Source organism: Fructobacillus evanidus, from assembly GCF_963580165.1.
GTDB classification, from domain to species: domain Bacteria; phylum Bacillota; class Bacilli; order Lactobacillales; family Lactobacillaceae; genus Fructobacillus; species Fructobacillus evanidus.
Genome location: NZ_CAUZLM010000001.1, coordinates 251,285 through 269,442 on the forward strand (window position 1 = coordinate 251,285; position 18,158 = coordinate 269,442).

At 46.7% G+C, this 18,158-nt stretch carries 17 protein-coding genes; all 17 read left to right on the plus strand.

Features of this window, described 5'->3' with window-relative positions; genetic code table 11:
- The first annotated feature begins 13 nt into the window (after positions 1–13).
- The 17 genes from parC (at position 14) to dnaK (ending at position 18,157) form a co-directional block, all read left to right on the plus strand.
- Positions 14–2,446, plus strand: a complete 2,433-nt coding sequence (gene parC, locus AABI08_RS01315; protein WP_338343057.1) for a DNA topoisomerase IV subunit A — start codon at positions 14–16, stop codon at positions 2,444–2,446.
- A gap of 76 nt (positions 2,447–2,522) precedes the next feature.
- Positions 2,523–3,428 (plus strand): manganese-dependent inorganic pyrophosphatase, encoded by a 906-nt coding sequence (locus AABI08_RS01320; RefSeq protein ID WP_338343056.1) that lies wholly within the window; start codon positions 2,523–2,525, stop codon positions 3,426–3,428.
- 128 nt (positions 3,429–3,556) lie between these two features.
- Positions 3,557–3,706, plus strand: coding sequence for a 50S ribosomal protein L33 (rpmG, locus tag AABI08_RS01325; protein WP_002815032.1), 150 nt, complete (start codon positions 3,557–3,559; stop codon positions 3,704–3,706).
- A complete protein-coding gene (gene rpsN / locus AABI08_RS01330; protein WP_047974832.1) occupies positions 3,706–3,975 on the plus strand; it encodes a 30S ribosomal protein S14 in 270 nt (89 codons plus the stop codon). The genes rpmG and rpsN overlap by 1 nt, the downstream gene beginning before the upstream one ends.
- A 177-nt stretch (positions 3,976–4,152) precedes the next feature.
- Positions 4,153–4,629: a ribosome maturation factor RimP gene (locus AABI08_RS01335; protein ID WP_338343055.1), complete on the plus strand. Its 477-nt coding sequence runs from the start codon at positions 4,153–4,155 to the stop codon at positions 4,627–4,629.
- Between the two features lie 24 nt (positions 4,630–4,653).
- On the plus strand, positions 4,654–5,826 hold the full coding sequence (gene nusA, locus AABI08_RS01340; RefSeq protein ID WP_338344096.1) for a transcription termination factor NusA: 1,173 nt from the start codon (positions 4,654–4,656) through the stop codon (positions 5,824–5,826).
- Positions 5,827–5,846: 20 nt separating this feature from the next.
- Positions 5,847–6,146: an RNase P modulator RnpM gene (rnpM, locus tag AABI08_RS01345; RefSeq protein WP_047974834.1), complete on the plus strand. Its 300-nt coding sequence runs from the start codon at positions 5,847–5,849 to the stop codon at positions 6,144–6,146.
- Positions 6,136–6,456 carry a L7Ae/L30e/S12e/Gadd45 family ribosomal protein gene (locus AABI08_RS01350; protein ID WP_338343053.1) on the plus strand — a complete coding sequence of 107 codons (321 nt, stop codon included), beginning with the start codon at positions 6,136–6,138 and terminating at the stop codon, positions 6,454–6,456. The genes rnpM and AABI08_RS01350 overlap by 11 nt, the downstream gene beginning before the upstream one ends.
- Entirely contained in the window at positions 6,456–8,918 is a 2,463-nt protein-coding gene (infB, locus tag AABI08_RS01355; RefSeq protein ID WP_338343052.1) for a translation initiation factor IF-2, read from the plus strand. The genes AABI08_RS01350 and infB overlap by 1 nt, the downstream gene beginning before the upstream one ends.
- Positions 8,919–8,940: 22 nt before the next feature.
- The gene (gene rbfA / locus AABI08_RS01360; protein WP_338343051.1) at positions 8,941–9,294 is read left to right on the plus strand and encodes a 30S ribosome-binding factor RbfA; all 354 of its coding nucleotides are present in this window, start codon (positions 8,941–8,943) and stop codon (positions 9,292–9,294) included.
- 317 nt (positions 9,295–9,611) lie between these two features.
- Positions 9,612–10,835 carry an aminotransferase class I/II-fold pyridoxal phosphate-dependent enzyme gene (locus AABI08_RS01365; protein WP_338343050.1) on the plus strand — a complete coding sequence of 408 codons (1,224 nt, stop codon included), beginning with the start codon at positions 9,612–9,614 and terminating at the stop codon, positions 10,833–10,835.
- Between the two features lie 284 nt (positions 10,836–11,119).
- The gene (locus tag AABI08_RS01370) at positions 11,120–12,307 is read left to right on the plus strand and encodes an aminotransferase class I/II-fold pyridoxal phosphate-dependent enzyme (protein WP_338344098.1); all 1,188 of its coding nucleotides are present in this window, start codon (positions 11,120–11,122) and stop codon (positions 12,305–12,307) included.
- A gap of 118 nt (positions 12,308–12,425) precedes the next feature.
- Complete coding sequence (gene truB / locus AABI08_RS01375; protein WP_421823465.1) at positions 12,426–13,355, plus strand: tRNA pseudouridine(55) synthase TruB; 930 nt, start codon at positions 12,426–12,428, stop codon at positions 13,353–13,355.
- 47 nt (positions 13,356–13,402) lie between these two features.
- Positions 13,403–14,359, plus strand: coding sequence for a riboflavin biosynthesis protein RibF (gene ribF / locus AABI08_RS01380; RefSeq protein WP_338343328.1), 957 nt, complete (start codon positions 13,403–13,405; stop codon positions 14,357–14,359).
- 193 nt (positions 14,360–14,552) lie between these two features.
- A complete protein-coding gene (gene hrcA / locus AABI08_RS01385) occupies positions 14,553–15,584 on the plus strand; it encodes a heat-inducible transcriptional repressor HrcA (protein ID WP_338343047.1) in 1,032 nt (343 codons plus the stop codon).
- Between the two features lie 18 nt (positions 15,585–15,602).
- Positions 15,603–16,208, plus strand: coding sequence for a nucleotide exchange factor GrpE (grpE, locus tag AABI08_RS01390; RefSeq protein WP_338344100.1), 606 nt, complete (start codon positions 15,603–15,605; stop codon positions 16,206–16,208).
- A gap of 101 nt (positions 16,209–16,309) precedes the next feature.
- A complete protein-coding gene (gene dnaK, locus AABI08_RS01395; RefSeq protein ID WP_338343045.1) occupies positions 16,310–18,157 on the plus strand; it encodes a molecular chaperone DnaK in 1,848 nt (615 codons plus the stop codon).
- The last annotated feature ends 1 nt before the right edge of the window (position 18,158 follow it).

Below are 18,158 nucleotides of genomic sequence, written 5' to 3' on the forward strand. Positions count from 1 at the left end.
GGGGATTGTCAGTATGGCAGACCGCATTACTGAGCTTTCATTGGAAGCTGTGATGGGTGAGCGCTTTGGCCGGTATTCAAAATATATCATTCAAGAACGTGCCCTTCCGGATATCCGTGATGGTCTCAAGCCGGTTCAGCGGCGAATTTTGTACGCCATGGACCAGGATTCAAATACCTATGACCACCCATATCGTAAGTCGGCTAAATCAGTCGGAAACGTGATGGGAAACTTCCACCCCCACGGGGATTCCTCAATCTATGAGGCCATGGTTCGCTTGTCCCAGGATTGGAAGGTCCGCGAACCATTAATTGATATGAACGGGAACAACGGGTCAATTGATAACGACCCAGCCGCTGCGATGCGGTATACCGAATCACGGTTGACAAAGTTATCCGGGGAAATTCTGAAGGACTTAGCCCAGGATACGGTTGAAATGGTCTTAAATTTCGATGATACGACCTACGAACCAACGGTGCTCCCATCTCGAGTACCAAACCTCTTTGTTAACGGGGCAACCGGGATTTCAGCTGGTTATGCCACTGATATTCCACCCCATAACTTAAAGGAAATTAACCAAGCGTTGGTTTACCTGCTTGACCATCCCGATGCACCGTTGTCAGCCTTGATGAAGTACATCAAGGGACCTGATTTCCCAACGGGTGGCATTATCCAGGGAATCGATGGCATTAAGCAGGCCTACAAGACCGGTCGAGGCCGGGTTGTTGTCCGTGCGAAAACGACGGTTTCTGATCTGAAGGGCGGCAAGAAAAAGATTGAAGTGACGGAGTTGCCATACGAAGTCGTCAAATCGAACTTGGTTGCTAAAATTGATGCGATTCGGGCGAACAAAGAAGTCGCCGGCATGATTGAAGTTCGTGATGAATCCGACCGTGAGGGGATGTCAATTGTCATCGAGTTGGCCAAGGATGCCTCGGCCGATGGGATTTTGACTTATCTCTTTAAGAAAACAGACTTACAGATTTCGTATAACTTCAACATGGTTGCCATTCACGACCAGCGCCCCGTCTTGGTGACTTTGAAGGATGGCTTGACTGCCTTTTTGGACTTCCGTAAGGAAGTTGTTCGCAAGCGGTCAGCTTATGACTTGAAAAAGGCGAAAGCCCGCCAACACATCGTTGAGGGGCTGATTCGGATGTTGTCCATCCTTGATGAAGTCGTGGCAACAATTCGTTCTTCAAAGAACCGCAAGGATGCAACGGAAAACTTGGTGAAGGAATATCAATTCACCAAGGAACAGGCCGAAGCCATCGTGGCTTTGCAGCTGTACCGGTTGACCAATACCGACGTGACGCAGTTGGAAGAGGAGCACAAGGCATTGGCTGAAAAGATTGCCATGCTCGAGAAAATCCTGAATGAAGAGGAAGCCCTTCATGATGTGATTCGGACTGAATTGAAGGCCATCACGAAGGAATATGCGAGTCCACGCTTGACGGAAATCGAAGAAGAAATCCAATCGTTGGTCATCGACACGGCAGTGACGGTACCAGACGAAGATGTCCGCATCTTGGTTTCAAAGAATGGTTACGCCAAGCGGTCATCATTGCGCTCTTACAAGGCCTCTGCTGCCGAGAACGGCTTAGCCGAGGATGATGCGGTTATCTTGAACCAAACGGCGAACACGACTCAGCACTTGCTGATGTTTACGAATTTTGGGAACCTGATTTACCGGCCAATTTATGAGTTGGCGGAGTATAGGTGGAAGGAACCAGGGGAGCACTTCTCGCAGGCGCTTTCGAACTGGGATAGCCAGGAAAGTATTATCCAGGCCTATGTGGTTGCCGAAACCGATAGCAACCAGGCCTTCTTGCTGGCTTCTAATGATGGCTTTATCAAGCAAAGTTTGCTGAAAGACATTGTGCCTAAGTCCTACAAGAAGAAATCAGCGATTGTGATGAAGCTCAAGACAGAAGACTCACGGGTTGTCACAGCAACGCTGGTAGCCAAGCAGGAGGAAGTCTTGGTTTTGGCCAAGACTGGCCTAGCCCTGCGCTTTGAACTGGCCGATGTGCCAGTTGTTGGTGCGCGGACCGCCGGCGTCAAGGCGATTAAGCTGACCGAGGGCGATACCGTGGTTGCGGCATTAGCCTTAGCGCCACAAGATAAGTTCCTGGCCTTGGTGACTAATCAGGGAACCTTTAAGTACAGCTTGCTGGACGATATTACGCTTGGCCACCGAGCTAATAAGGGCTTGCAGGTTCTTAGCCCACGGAAGACTGTTTCCTATGAGATTGCTGCCGCAACAGTCGTTAGCCCGGACCAGAGCGCTTTAAGGATTGAAACGGACCGCTTAAAGGACTTTGACATCCAATTGGCCGATCATTCATTAGCGAGCCGGACCAGCAACGGTCAGGCGCTATTGGATGTGAAGAGCGATGGGCAAGCAACGGCTATTTTCCCTTTGAATTTAACGGAAAATGACTAGGCAAAGTAGACCCATTCGGGTTACAATCTAAGTATTGACAGTTGCCAAAAAATTGGCACTAGAGGAGTGAAAAGACATGGCAAAGATTCAAGTTTTTGGACACAAGAACCCAGATACTGACACCGTTGCTTCTGCAATGGGTGCCGCTGATTTGTTGGCACAGCAAGGTTTGGAAACCCAAGCCGTTGCGCAAGGAAAGCCAAACGCTGAAACGCAATTTGCGTTGGATCACTTTGGCTTGGCTGCCTTGCCAATTATTGACAAGGCCGAAACAGCAGAAGTTGTTTTGGTTGACCACAATGAAGCCGCGCAGTCAGTTGATAATTTGGCTGACGTCCAAGTTTATGGCATCTACGATCACCACAAGTTTGCTTTTGAAAACGCAACCCCTTTGTATATCACGGCTAAGCCATGGGGTTCTGTTTCAACAATTTTGTACTATGAATATTTGCAAGCTGGTTTGACGATTCCTGCTAAGGTTGCGGGAATGTTGGCTTCTGGTTTGATTTCAGATACTTTGTTGTTGAAGAGCCCAACGACAACGGATGTTGACCGTAAGGCCTTGCCTGAATTAGCTAAGATTGCTGGTATCGAAGACTTGGATGGCTATGGTTTGGCCATGTTGAAGGCCGGTACTGATTTGTCAACGCGGACAGATGAAGAATTGTTGGAAGGGGATGCTAAGTCCTTTACCATGGGTTCACACGAATTCCGCATTGGTCAGGTCAACACAGTTGATATTGATGATGTTTTGGCTCGTAAGGAAGGCTTGGAAAAGGCAATTAAGGCCGCTGGTTATGAGGACTTCTTGTTTGTGATTACAGACATCTTGAACTCAAACTCAAAGGGTCTTTATATTGGGGATGCCCCAGAAGCTATCGAGGCTGCCTTTGGTGCCAAGCTTGAAAATGATGTGATTGACTTGCCAGGGGTTGTTTCCCGTAAGAAGCAAGTGGTCCCACCATTGCAAGGTCAATTCTAAGCTCAGAATTATTTCGATAAATCTGGGAAATGGGCTTTACAGCCGTCTAAAATCTATGTATAATATTATTTTGTATTGACAAGCAAATAATTTTTATAAAAAAATCTAACATTCGAGGAGCAGGGAATATGCGTATTCATGTCGTATTAGGCAATGATGAAACTGGAGAGCGTATTTACTTGACGTCAAAGAACCGTCGTAATACGCCTGACCGTTTGGAGTTGAAGAAGTACTCACCAAAACTTCGTAAAGTGGTAACATTCAAGGAGATCAAGTAATGGCTAAGAAATCAAAGATTGCAAAGGCAAAGCAACGTGAAGCTTTGGTAGCAAAGTACGCTGACAAGCGTGCCGCTTTGAAGGCTGCTGGTGATTACATCGGATTGGCAGCTTTGCCAAAGGATTCATCACCTGTTCGTCTTCACAACCGTGACCAAATTGATGGTCGCCCACACGGTTACATGCGTGAATTTGGTATGTCACGTTTGAACTTCCGTCAATTAGCACACAAGGGCCAGATTCCTGGTGTTCGTAAGGCTTCTTGGTAAGAATTTAATACCTTTTAAACCACAGTTTTGCTGTGGTTTTTTTTGTGCCTGCCTTGCTTTTTCTAGTAAAATCAGCTATGATAAAAGTAAGTTAATTTACATAGAGGTTGTAAATGAGCGGGTCAGGGGGATTTGACCGGCTCATTTTTTATGGCAGAAAACCAAAAAGGAGTTTGGATGGCACAGGCAAAGAATCAAGCCTTGCTTGAGATTTTAAATCCAATCATTGAAAAACAGGGGCTTTTGCTCTGGGATTTAAACATCAAGAAGGTTGGTGGACAAAAAACAGTCGAAGTGTTAGTTGATTTACCAGACCACCAAAACATTTCCATGGCGCAGATTACTGAGTTTACTCAGTTGGTCAATGAAGCCTTGGATGATGCAGCAGTTGATCCGGTTCCGGGTGAGTATATGTTAGACATTGCTTCTCCCGGGATGGACCGCAGCCTGGCTGAACCTTGGCACTTTGCCTGGGCGAAGGAAGGCGATTTGGCGGTGACCGTTGCTTTATTTGCGGCCAAGGATGGTCAAAAGCAGTGGACCGGTCAAATCACTGATTTGAATGAAGATGGTTTGTCACTGCAAAGTGATCAAGAAAAGTTAGATGTTACCTTTGATGAAATTGCCAAAGCCATTGTGGCCGTTCAATTTTAAATTAATTGAAAGTGGAGAAAGCAAATGAGTAAAGAATTAGTACAAGCCTTGGATGCCTTAGAGCAAGAACGTGGAATCGACCGCGAAGTTGTTGTAGAAGCTCTGGAAAATGCTTTGAAGGCCGCTTATAAGAAGCAGTACAACGCGGCTCAAAATGTTGAAGCAACTTTTGATGACAAGAAGGGCCAAATGACTATTAAGCAGGTCAAGTTGGTTGTCTTGGATGAGGACTTGGTCGACCCCGATACTGAAATCCCTTTGACGGAAGCTTTGGAAATTAACAAGGCTTACGAACCAGGTGATGAAATTCGTTTCGATGTCACACCAAAGGACTTCGGTCGAATGGCTGCCCAGGCTGCTAAGCAGGTGATCGTGCAGAAGATGCGCGAAGCAACCCGTCAAGCAATTTATGACAAGTATCAAGATTATCAAGATGAAATTATCACTGGTGAGGTTGAACGTCAAGACAGCCGCTTCTTGTATGTGATGTTGCCAGGTAAGCAGGAAGCCGTGATGACACAGGGCGACCAAATGCCAAATGAAACCTACCGTATGCGCGATCGCATCAAGGTTTTGGTGAACAAGGTTGACAATTCCTTGAAGGGACCACAAATCTTTGTTTCACGGACGGCTCCTGATTTGGTTAAGCGTTTGTTTGAACAAGAAGTGCCAGAAGTTTATGATGGTACAGTGGAAATTGTTTCCATTGCCCGTGAAGCTGGTGACCGGTCAAAGATTGCGGTTTACACGCACGATGCTGATTTGGACCCCGTTGGTGCTTTAGTTGGACAACGTGGTGCCCGTGTTCAAGCCGTTGTCACGGAATTGGGTGGCGAGCATATGGATATCGTGGAATGGGTGGAAGATGAAGCCCAATACATCGCCAATGCATTGAACCCAGCCGAAGTCACGGATGTGATTTTTGATGCCAATAATGAGCAATCAGTTACTGTGATTGTACCGGACGACCAATTGTCATTGGCAATTGGTAAGAAGGGGCAAAACGCCCGTTTGGCGGCCCGCTTGACTGGCTTTAAGATTGATATCAAGGCCGAAAGTGAAGCCCACGACTTAGCTGTTGAAAGGGCAGAAGCAAACGAAACGGCTGATGGTGGTGACCAGTCAGTGGTTGAGGAAACTCAGGCACCCGTTGAACCAGCAGATGACAACCAAGCAGCAACAGACCAAGAAGACTAAGTATTAGAGGAGGTTCTTTCATGAAAACACGGAAGGTTCCCTTAAGAAAAGATATCGTGACTGGCGAAATGTTTGCCAAAAAGGACCTGGTCCGGGTCGTTAAAAATAAGGAAGGGGAGGTCTTCTTAGATCCCTCTGGTAAACAAAATGGCCGTGGTGCCTATATTTCCTTAAACCGTGAGGTTGCCAAGGAAGCAAAGGAAAAGCGCGTCTTTGAAAAGGCCTTTTCAATGCCAATTGATCCGGCTTTTTATGAAGAACTCTTTGCTTATGTTGACCATCAGCAAGCCCGAAAAGAGTTATTTGAAAATGAAAAGTGAAGAAGAACAAATCTTACACTTACTCGGTTTGGCGCGCATGTCTAAAGGTCTTGTTTATGGGACCAATGATACGCTAACTGCTATTCAAGGAAAAAAGGCGAAAGTCGCCTTTTTTCCAAAAGATGGTGGTGCCAGCCAACAAAAGAAATTTCGGGACAAAACCAGCTTTTATCAGGTGACCTTGGTTGAAGATTTCACCAAGGATGAATTAAGTCAAGCAATTGGCTTAAATCGGTCGATTATGGCTATCACCAATAATGGCTTTGCGAAAAAAATCAAACAATTACTCGAAGAAAAGGAGCGGAATTAATGGCAGAAGAAAAAAAGTTTTCAGGATCCAACCGGCCAACCCGCAAACAGGCAGTACCAGAACGAAAAGAATTGCCTGCTTCTCAGCGTCGGCACGCCGCCAAATTATCAGATGAAGCCAAGCCACAAAATTCAAACCGGCCTCGTCCAAAGACACAAGAAGGTGGTCAACAAAACCGCCGCAACAATAATAACAACCGTCCAAGCAACGGCCAGCATGGTCAGGGCGGAAACCGTCGCAACAATAACAACAACCGGAGTAACAATGCCGGTCGACCAATGATTCGTGAAAAGAAGTCATGGTCAACAAAGCCACGGGAAGGGCAGATTAACTATTCTGCTCAAAAAGATGATAGTTTGAAGGAATACGTTTCTGAAAACAAGAAGGCCCAAGAAGCCAAGCAACAGGCAAAGAAGAAGCCAGCTGCTAAGAAGCCGGCTGACGCCAAGAAGCCTGCCGCTGCTGCTAAGCCAGCTGCTTCAGGTGCCAAGACGGAAGCTAATTCTGGTCAAGGTCGTTTCGGTGGTTCACTTGCTTCAGGCAATAATTCTGCCAGAAATAACACTCGCAAGCGCAATACTAACGGTACCGGTCAGCAAACACCACGCCGTAATGACAAGCCACACGGCTCAAAGAAGGCCCGGCGTATTGCTGCTAAGCAAGCGCCAAAGAAGCCAGTGACAGTTCGTAAGGAACAGCCATTGCCAGCAGTTTTGGAATACAAGGTCGGCATGAACGTGCAGGACTTGGCTAAGCTTTTGCACCGTGATGCCACTGAAATCATTAAGAAGTTGTTCTTACTTGGTGTTGTGACCAACCAAAACCAATCATTGGATGAAGATACCATTGAAGTTTTGGCAGCTGATTACGGCATTGAAGCAAAGCAAAAAGAAGAAGAAGATGTGGCCGATATCGATCGCTTCTTCGATGATGAAACGATTAACGAAGAGGCCTTGGAACCACGTGCTCCTGTTGTGACTATCATGGGACACGTCGATCACGGTAAGACGACGCTGTTGGATTACTTGCGTAAGACAAACGTGACTGCTGGCGAAGCTGGTGGAATCACACAGCATATCGGTGCCTACCAAGCGCGTTTGAACGATAAGTTGATTACTTTCTTGGATACTCCTGGTCACGCGGCCTTTACGGAAATGCGTGCCCGTGGTGCCAACGTGACGGATATCACGGTTCTGGTTGTTGCTGCTGATGATGGTGTGCAACCACAGACAATCGAAGCCATTAACCATGCCAAGGCCGCTGGAACGCCAGTGATTGTTGCTGTTAACAAGATTGATAAGGAAGGGGCTAACCCTGAACAAGTCATGAACGAATTGATGGCCCATGATTTGGTTCCTGAAGAATATGGTGGTGACACGATCTTCGTTCAAATTTCAGCCAAGTTTGGAAAGAACGTTGACCAGTTGCTGGAAATGATTTTGTTGGAAGCTGATGTTTTGGAATTGAAGGCTGACCCAACACAACCTGCTCGTGGTTCTGTTATCGAAGCTCGTTTGGATAAGGGACGCGGTCCTGTCTCAACTGTTTTGATTCAACAAGGAACGCTCCATGTTGGTGATCCAATCGTTGTTGGAAATACCTATGGTCGTGTCCGGACGATGACCAACGAAAAGGGTCAAGACATTGATGCAGCTAAGCCAGCTACACCTGTTCAAATCACTGGTTTGAACGAAGTGCCTTTGGCTGGTGATCGCTTTATCGTCATGGCAGACGAAAAGACTGCTCGTGCCGCTGGTGAAGAACGTGCAAAGCGTGCCCGTGAAGAAGTCCGGAATGCCGGTTCTGTCGTGACATTGGATACTTTGTTCAACACGATGGCTGAAAAGGCCATGAAGACAGTTCCAGTTATTGTGAAGGCCGATGTTCAGGGTTCTGTTGAAGCCTTGACTGGTTCATTGAAGAAGATTGAAGTTGATGGTGTTCGAGTAGATGTTGTTCACTCTGCCGTTGGTGCCATTAACGAATCAGATGTTTCTTTGGCGGAAGCTTCTGGTGCCATCATCTTAGGCTTCAACGTTCGCCCAACACCATTTGCCAAGTCACAAGCTAATAACGACAAGATTGACATGCGTTTCTACTCAGTCATCTATGACGCTATTGATGATGTGACGGCCGCAATGAAGGGTCAACTTGAACCTGTTTACGAAGAAAAGGTTATTGGCCAAATCGTTGTGAAGGAACTCTTCAAGTTCTCTAAGGTTGGTACCATTGCCGGTGCCAGCGTTGAAGAAGGTAAGATTACCAAGGATTCAAAGGTTCGCATTATCCGTAACGGTACAGTTATTTATGATGGTCAATTAGCTTCCTTGCAACGTGGTAAGGATGCAGTTAACGAAGTGAAGTTCGGCTACGAATTTGGTTTCACCGTCAACAAGTTCAACGATATTCAACCAGGTGATGCAGTTGAAGCTTACATCATGGAAGAAGTAAAGCCTAAGTAAGCTTTACTGATGGGAGGTCTTGATGGCAAATGCACAACGCGCTGGGCGTTTGGCCCAGGAAATTCAAAAAGATGTGACTGACCTGATTTTAAAGCGAGTGAATGATCCGCGCGTCCAGGACGTTACGGTAACTTCTGTGGAAGTTTCCGGTGACCTGCAAATCGCCACGATTTATTACTCAATTTTGTCAGACTACGCCTCTGATCGAAAGAAGGCCCAGGCTGGCTTAGAAGCTGCCTCAGGCTTGATTCGTCGAGAATTAGGCGCACGGTTAACTGTTTATAAGATTCCGGAATTGCATTTCGTCTTGGATAGTTCAATTCAGTATGGTGACCATATTGAAGAATTGATCCGCGGTTTGCATAAGAAGGATTAAGGTCAAGGAAACTTGATTGAAAAAGAGACTTGCTATTGTGATAGTGAGTCTCTTTTTGTCTGTCTTGAAAAATCAGCTTCCGCTCGGAATGCAGTTGCCGCCGTTATCTTTTTTCACCTCAAGCATTGCTCTTTTATTTTCTTTTTATCCCTTTTTGTTATGATGGATAGTAGAAAGTGATTAAAAATCACGATAACTTACAATAGTTTCATGTTTATCACCTATGAAAAAACAAGTACTTTGTGTAGACTAAGAAACTAAGAAGAAGGGCCGTTGTTGGTCCGCTTGTAAAATGAATCAGTCGAAAGGATTTCACCATGCCAAAACCATTAAACAATGCAGTTTTAAGCTTAACACCCGACAAGCTTTTAGACTTTCAACACTCCGTTGCCAATATTGAAGGGCTGGTCTCATTGACCTTTGGAGAACCTGGTTTTGCGACGCCCGCGCCGGTGAAGGAAGCGACGATTCAAGCCATCGAGGAAGATCGGTCCCACTATGGTGACTCTCAAGGAGAACCAAAGCTCCGGTCAGCCATTTTAGACTATATGGCTGACCGCTATGACCTCCACTACCCAGGTATTGATAACGTGATTGTGACCGTTGGGGTTACAGAGGCGATGCAATCAATCTTCAAAACTTTGCTCGCACCGGGTCAGGGTCTCTTAATCCCAGACCCAGCATATGGCTCTTACTTCTCAGCTTTGAGTTTGGCAGGAGGCACGGCCGTCCCAATTGATACAGCAAAGACTGCTTACAAGCTGACGCCCGCCTTGATTGACGAAACGATGGCTGAAACGACAGAAGACGTGCATGCTATTCTCTTTAACTATCCTAATAACCCAACTGGTGTGACTTATACAAAATCAGAACTGGAGGAGTTGGCAGAAGCTTTCAAGCGCCATGACCTCTGGGTGATTTCAGACGAAATTTACTCTGAATTGACTTACGAAGGTGACCACTATTCCATGGGCAAGCTCTTACCTGACCAAACGGTCGTGGTCAACGGTTTGTCGAAATCACATGCTATGACGGGTTACCGCCTTGGCTTTATCCTTGGACCAACCGCACTGATTGAACAAATTCAAAAGGTGCACGGTCCCTTGGTCTTTGCTGTGCCAACCTTTATTCAAGATGGGGCAGTTGCTGCTTTGCAGATTCCAAAGGAAGACTTAGCCTTTATGAAGGTTGAATACCAAAAGCGCCGAGACTATGCTAAGAAGTTTTTGGAAGACTTGGGCTTCGAACTGGTTTCGCCAAAGGGGGCTTTTTACCTCTTTGCCAAGTTGCCAGCTGATTTGGGCGAAGATGGCTGGGCATTTGCGACGGACTTGGCTCAGCAGGCCAAGGTTTCGGTGATTCCTGGCGCTGGTTTCTCCTTCTTTGATGAAGCGAAGAAGTTTATCCGAATTTCTTATGCGGCCGATATGGCGCAGCTGCAAGAAGGCCTGAACCGTTTGAAAGCATACGTGGACGAACAACGGGCAGCCCAAGCAACTGCTGAGGCACTGTCAGAGGATATGACGGCCTTGGCTGACTAATAATGATTGGCTTTCATTAAAAAAATCAGCTTTGCCCTGGATGGGATGTGGCTGCCATGATGAAGTACAACAAAAGGAACCTCTTGTGATATGAGCCTCCCAAATTGGGAGCTGTCATCGAGTGAGTTCTTTTTTTGAGTTAATTTATAAAAGATAAATGAGGATAAATCTCATAAAAATGCCATAAATCCTTTCAAAAAAGTTCATTTTCGTGTAAACTGGATTGTGCGATGGATGCCATGCGAATGGCTGCTTTCACCAGCAAGACGAAAGGAACCAGGAAAATGACAGAACCACTTTTACCAGTTAACCAGGCGGTTGTTTCAATCGCCCCCGATAAGTTGTTGGGCTTCCAACGACAAGTTTCAGGAATTGAGGACTTAACCTTTTTGACCTTTGGGGAGCCGGGCTTTGATACGCCAGCTGTCGTCAAGGAGGCAACAATTGATGCCATTAATAATAACCGTTCGCATTATGGAAACTCCCAGGGGGAACCCGGTGTCCGTAAGGCAATCCTGGGTTATATGAAGGACCGCTACGACCTCGATTATCCAAGCATTGATAACGTTGTTGTGACCGTTGGTGTAACGGAAGCCATGCAATCAATCTTTAAGACCTTGATTGCGAAAGGCGAGGGACTTTTGATTCCAGAACCTGCCTACGGTTCTTACTTTGCTTCGTTAAGCTTGGCCGACGGCGTGGCGGTACCAATTGATACAGCGAAGAATAAATTTAAGTTGACCCCGGCACTCGTTGATGAAGCATTGGCTCAGGCAACGGTGCCGGTTCGCGCCATTCTCTTGAACTATCCCAATAATCCAACTGGGGTGACTTACTCAAAGGCAGAGCTGGAAGAATTGGCCGCATGCTTTAAGAAACACCAAATTTGGGTGATCTCAGATGAAATTTATTCTGAATTAACTTACGCCCATGACCACTACTCGATTGGTAAGTTGTTGCCAGAACAAACGCTGGTGGTTAACGGTCTTTCGAAGTCCCATGCCATGACGGGTTACCGCTTCGGCTTTATTTTGGGCCCAGCGAGTGTGATGCAGTATATTCAAAAGGTTCATGGCTCTTTGACCTACTCTGTACCAACTTTTATCGAAGACGGGGCAGAGACGGCCTTGCAGATGACACGAGCAGAGTTGGACTACATGAAGGAAAGCTACCAAGATCGACGCGACTTTGCCAAGCAGGCCCTCGAGGACCTTGGCTTTGACGTTGTTGATCCCGAAGGAGCCTTTTACCTCTTTGCCAAGATTCCGGCTGATTTTGGCACGGATGGCTGGACTTTTGCTGAGAAATTAGCAGAAGAGGGTAAGGTTGCAGTCATTCCTGGAGCAGCTTTCTCCCACTTTAAAGAGGCGAACGCTTATATCCGGATTTCTTATGCAACTGCTCAAGACCAATTAGAAATCGGCTTTGCAAAATTGCGGGACTACATTGAAAAGGCCCGTGCAAATCGGTAAAATAAGAACCGACTAAAAAGACGCTTTTGATTAGAAACCTCGAAATTTGGATAAATTTTGGGGTTGAATCATTTCGCACTTTGGTCGGTTTTTTTAATTGCACAGATGGAGGCCAATGATGGCAACAGAAAAGCACCCCGAACTATCCGGCCTGCTGGTCGTAAATAAGCCCAAGGAGATGACTTCCTTTGGCGTGGTTGCACGACTACGGCGGGTAACCGGACAGAAGAAGATTGGCCACGCCGGGACTTTAGATCCAAACGTCGAGGGCGTTTTAGTGGTCGCCTTGGGAAAGGCGACCAAGTTAATCGACCTTTTGCAAAGCCGGCCAAAAACCTACACGGGGACGGTGACCTTTGGCTATGCAACAGAAAGCCAGGATGCAGATGGCGCGGTTGTTGAGGAAAAGCCTTTGACAGCAGCCATTGACCAGGGTCAGCTCGATGCAGCTCGAGCTGATTTGACTGGGGATATTATCCAGATTCCGCCAATCTATTCGGCCGTCAAGGTCAATGGCAAGCGCCTCTATGAATATGCGCGAGCGGGGGAAGAGGTTGAACTCCCCAAGCGAGAGGCGACTATTTATCGCTTCGACCAGACCAGTCCGTTAACCTGGGTCAAGGGGCAACCTTACCAGCAAATGGACTTCATGGCCCAAGTTTCCAAGGGAACCTATATTCGGACTTTGGCCTATGACCTTGGCCAAAAATTAGGACTGCCCGCGACGATGACGGCCTTGAAGCGCACAGCTGGCTCCGGCTTTACCATCGATCAAGCAGTCCCACTCGATGATTTGTTGGCGATGGACTATCCCGAAATTTTAACGCACGTGCATTCCATTGAGTCTGTGTTGACTTGGCCGAAGAAGGTGTTGACCGAAGATGAGGTCTTTGCGGTCAAGAACGGTCAAAAAATTCCGGCCAGCACCTGGCCAGAAAATGATGCCGGTTACTATCAAGTGTATGACCAAGACCAGTTGCTGGCGGTCTATGCCTTTGACGCCGAGCAAAATCTCTGGCGGTCGCGGTATTTCTTTGCCCAAAATTGAAAGAAGCTAAGTGATTGAACTAGCAGAAACTCTGCTATAATATGCCCATGACTGAATTAATATCTTTGCATTATCCATTAAAAGAATTGCCCCAGTTGACTAGCAAGCAAGTGCTGGCAATGGGCTTTTTTGACGGGGTCCACCTGGGCCACCAGAAGGTGATCCAGGAAGCAGCGCGGGTGGCACACGAAAACGGTCTGCCACTGGCGGTCTTGACTTATAGCCCTTATCCGGGCCTAGTGTTTAAAAAGCTGTCCCAACCCTGGCATGATTTAACACCCCTGGACCAGAAGGTCCAGCTCTTAGGGAAACTGGGCGTTGATCGGGTGTATTGTCTCCAATTGACGTCACACCTTTCGGCCTTGCATCCAGAAGAATTTATTAAAGAAATCCTCTTGCCCCTCCAGGTTCATACGGTGGTTGCGGGCTTTGACCACCGCTACGGCAAGAAAGAGTATCAGGCTGACATGGCTCACTTGCCTGAATATGCTGCTGGTCGCTTTGATGTCCTGACGGTTGCCAAAAAGACCCTCGGTAAATCAGCTGCTAAGGTAGCTTCAAGACAGATCCGTCAAGACCTAGCCGCCGGTGACTTAACTGCCGTAACGGAAAGCCTTGGTCGCGTCCACGAGACAACCGGGCTGATTGTCCATGGTGATGCTCGAGGTCGGACGCTGGGCTTTCCAACGATTAATATCTGGACGCCGGAAGTTGAGTTCCTGCCTGGTATTGGTGTTTACGCCGTGAGCGCCTATGTCGATGGCCGTTGGGTCGATGGTATGGCCTCGATTGGTCGCAATGTAACCTTTGAAGCTAACCGACCGGTGACGGTTGAAATCAACCTCTTTGATTTCGCTGATGAAGTTTATGGCGAACCGGTGAAGGTTCAGTGGTATGCGAAGTTACGCAATGAAGTGAAGTTCGATTCCGCAGAAGCCCTGGTTGACCAGTTACTGATTGACCAACAAAAGACACGTGAATACTTTCAAGAAAAAGCGGATTAATTTTAATCTGCTTTTTTCTTTGCCATGACATAATCGCTGTTAAGGTTGGTAGATAAGGGCTTTTTAATAAAATTAGCACTCGTTTATAAAGAGTGCTAAAAACAGTTTGCATTTTTCTGAATCTTTTGTATAATATAGTTGTTAGCAGTTAAGAGTTTTGAGTGCTAAACAAAATTAAAGGGGGTTTGGGTTGATGTTAACTGATCGACAGCAATTAATTTTGGCGGCGATTATTTATGAATATACCCAGACCGCCCGAGCGGTCGGGTCAAAGACCTTACATGACCAGTTGAACTTGGAATTTTCACCGGCAACGATTCGCAATGAGATGAGTTTTTTGGAGGAAGCCGAGCTGATTAAAAAGCTCCATACTTCCGCCGGTCGAATTCCTTCGAAGGCTGGTTACCGCTACTACCTTGACCACCTTATGGTGGCCGACCAGGTTTCCGACCAAGATGTTGCGCTGATTGCTCAACAAATTCGTGGTAACTTCCACGAATTGGATGATTTGCTTGGCCAAACGGCCCGGCAGTTAGCAGACATGACAGGGTTAACGGCATTGGTCTTAAAGCCAAAGGCCATTAACCTCAAAATCTCGTCTTTCCAGTTGATTCAGTTGGAACGGCAACAGGTTTTGGCCGTCTTGGCAACTTCTGATGGCAAGGTAACCTCGCAAACTTTCCGTCTGCCAAAGGAAATGACCGTCTCGTCCTTAACGGACATGGTGGCCTATATCAATGCGCAGATGGTTGGTCGGCCGGTTCAAGAAGTCCTTTCACTGATGAACTCAGAGGAACTGCCTGTTACGCTTTCACGCAACGTTGAAAGCCCGGCAGCTTTCCTGCAGCTCTTTGGGGAAGTCTTGGCTCGGTCGGTTGAAGAGCAAGTCCACATTGGTGGCCGGCTCAATCTCTTAGAGGTGGCCGACGATGCTTACTTAAACTTAAAGGAAGCTCGGTCGGTCCTGGAGTTGTTTGACTCACCTCAAGCAGTTCGTCAATTGGCTGCGACTCAAAAACAGTCCGTGACGATTCGCTTGGGTCAGGAGTTACCAACGACACTTTTGCAGGACTACGCCATTCTTGCCGCACCGTTTTCGGTTGGTGGCGATGATGGTGGCGTGATTGCACTGGTGGGTCCCATCCGGATGCCATATGCGAAGGTTGCTCGGTTACTATCAACCTTTGCCAAAGCACTAGATACAAAATTACTCGAATATGTTTAACCAAAAGGAGGAACGCCCGTGGCGAAGTCTGAAGATGAAAAAGATTTGAAGCAAGCTGATATTGAGGAAGAAACAGAGGCAGAGGAATTTGCTGATGCTGACCAAACTCAAGAAGAAGCAAAAGACAAATCAGAAGAGACGCAAGCAAAATCAGTAGAGGAACCAGCAGTGGATCCACTAGCTGATTTGCAAGCAGCCCTTGAGAAGAAGGATGATGAATTACTTCGCGCTCAAGCTGAAATTCAAAACATCCAAAGTCGTAATGCTCGTGAAATTCAAAATATTCGCAAGTATGACGGCCAGAAATTAGCCGAAGCCATCTTACCGGTGGTTGATAACTTGGAACGCGCCCTTGCCGTTGAAGTGGGGGATGACGACCAGGTGGCACAAATCCACAAGGGTGTTGAAATCACGTTGAAGACTTTGAAGCAGGCGTTGACCACTAATGGTATTCAAGAAGTCGGTCAAGTTGGTGATAACTTTGATCCAAATACCATGCAAGGTGTTCAATCCGTGCCGGCAGAAGGCAAAATTAAGGCCGACCAAGTGGCAACGGTCTTGCAAAAGGGCTATGTTCTTCAAGATCGCATCATTCGCCCAGCGATGGTCGCGGTTGCGCAATAATATCTGCTAAACAGCAAATATCTCTGGTGACTCAGCCCTTTGGCACCACACCTTAAAAAGCTTAAGAATATGATTTAAAAAATAGGAAGGGTCGATATACTATGTCAAAGATTATCGGAATTGATTTAGGAACTACTAACTCAGCTGTTGCCGTTTTGGAAGGTGGCAAGCCAAAGATTATTACAAACCCTGATGGTGGTCGTACGACACCTTCAGTTGTGTCATTTAAGAATGGGGAGACCCAGGTTGGTGACGTTGCCAAGCGTCAAGCAATCACAAACCCAGACACCATTTCATCAATCAAGTCTCACATGGGCGAAGAAGGTTACAAGGTAACCGTTGGTGGTAAGGACTATACACCACAAGAAATCTCAGCCATGATTTTGCAGTACATCAAGGGTTATGCAGAAGACTACTTGGGTGAAAAGGTTGACAAGGCCGTGATTACGGTTCCTGCATACTTTAACGATGCTCAACGTCAAGCTACCAAGGATGCCGGTAAGATTGCTGGTTTGGAAGTTGAACGAATCATCAACGAACCAACGGCCGCTTCATTGGCTTATGGAATGGACAAGTTGGACAAGGACGAAAAGATCTTGGTTTATGACCTTGGTGGAGGAACATTTGATGTTTCTGTCCTTGAATTGGGCGATGGTGTCTTTGAAGTTTTGTCAACAAACGGTGACACTCACCTTGGTGGGGATGACTTCGATGCTAAGATTATTGATTACTTGGCTGACGAATTTAAGAAGGAAAACGGCATCGACTTGAAGCAAGACAAGTTGGCCTTGCAACGTTTGAAGGATGCTGCTGAAACTGCTAAGAAGACTTTGTCTTCAGCAACTGAAGCACAAATCGACTTGCCATTTATCGCTTCTGGCGACCAAGGACCTTTGCACTTGCAAACTTCTTTGACTCGGGCAAAGTTCAACGAATTGACAGCTGATTTGGTCAAGAAGGCCGAAGCACCTGTGATGAACGCCTTGAAGGATGCTGGCTTGTCATTTGATGATATCGATGAAGTAATCTTGAACGGTGGTTCAACTCGTATCCCTGCTGTCCAAGAATCAGTCAAGAAGATGACTGGTAAGGAACCAAACCACTCAATCAACCCTGATGAAGCCGTTGCCTTGGGTGCCGCTGTTCAAGGTGGTGTGATTACTGGGGATGTCAAGGACGTTGTCTTGTTGGATGTTACGCCTTTGTCACTTGGTATCGAAACCATGGGTGGTGTCTTCACGAAGTTGATTGACCGTAACACGACAATCCCAACTTCAAAGTCACAAGTCTTCTCAACTGCAGAAGACAACCAGCCAGCTGTTGACATTCATGTTTTGCAAGGTGAACGTTCAATGGCCGCTGATAACAAGACTTTGGGTCGTTTCCAATTGTCTGACATCCCTGCCGCAAAGCGTGGTGTCCCACAAATCGAAGTGACGTTTGATATCGACCGTAACGGTATCGTAAACGTTTCTGCTAAGGATTTGGGAACGCAAAAGGAACAAAAGATTACCATCCAAGCTGCCGGTGGTTTGTCTGACGAAGAAATCGAAAAGATGATGAACGACGCTAAGGCAAACGAAGAAGCCGACAACAAGAAGAAGGAAGCAGTTGAAACGCGCAACAACGCCGACCAATTGATTTTCCAGACTGAAAAGACGTTGGAAGAAGTTGGCGACAAGTTGTCAGATGACGACAAGAAGCCAACACAAGATGCCTTGGATGCTTTGAAGAAGGCTAAGGAAGATGCTGCTGCAGAAGACGCTGACTTGACTGATTTGAAGGCCAAGACAGACGACTTGCAAAAGGTAGCTACTGAATTGGCAACGAAGTTGTACCAGCAAGCACAACAAGCCCAAGAAGCACAGGGTGGTGCCGAAGGTGCTAAGAAGGATGACAACACTGTTGATGGTGACTTCGAAGAAGTTAACCCAGACGATAAGAAGTAAT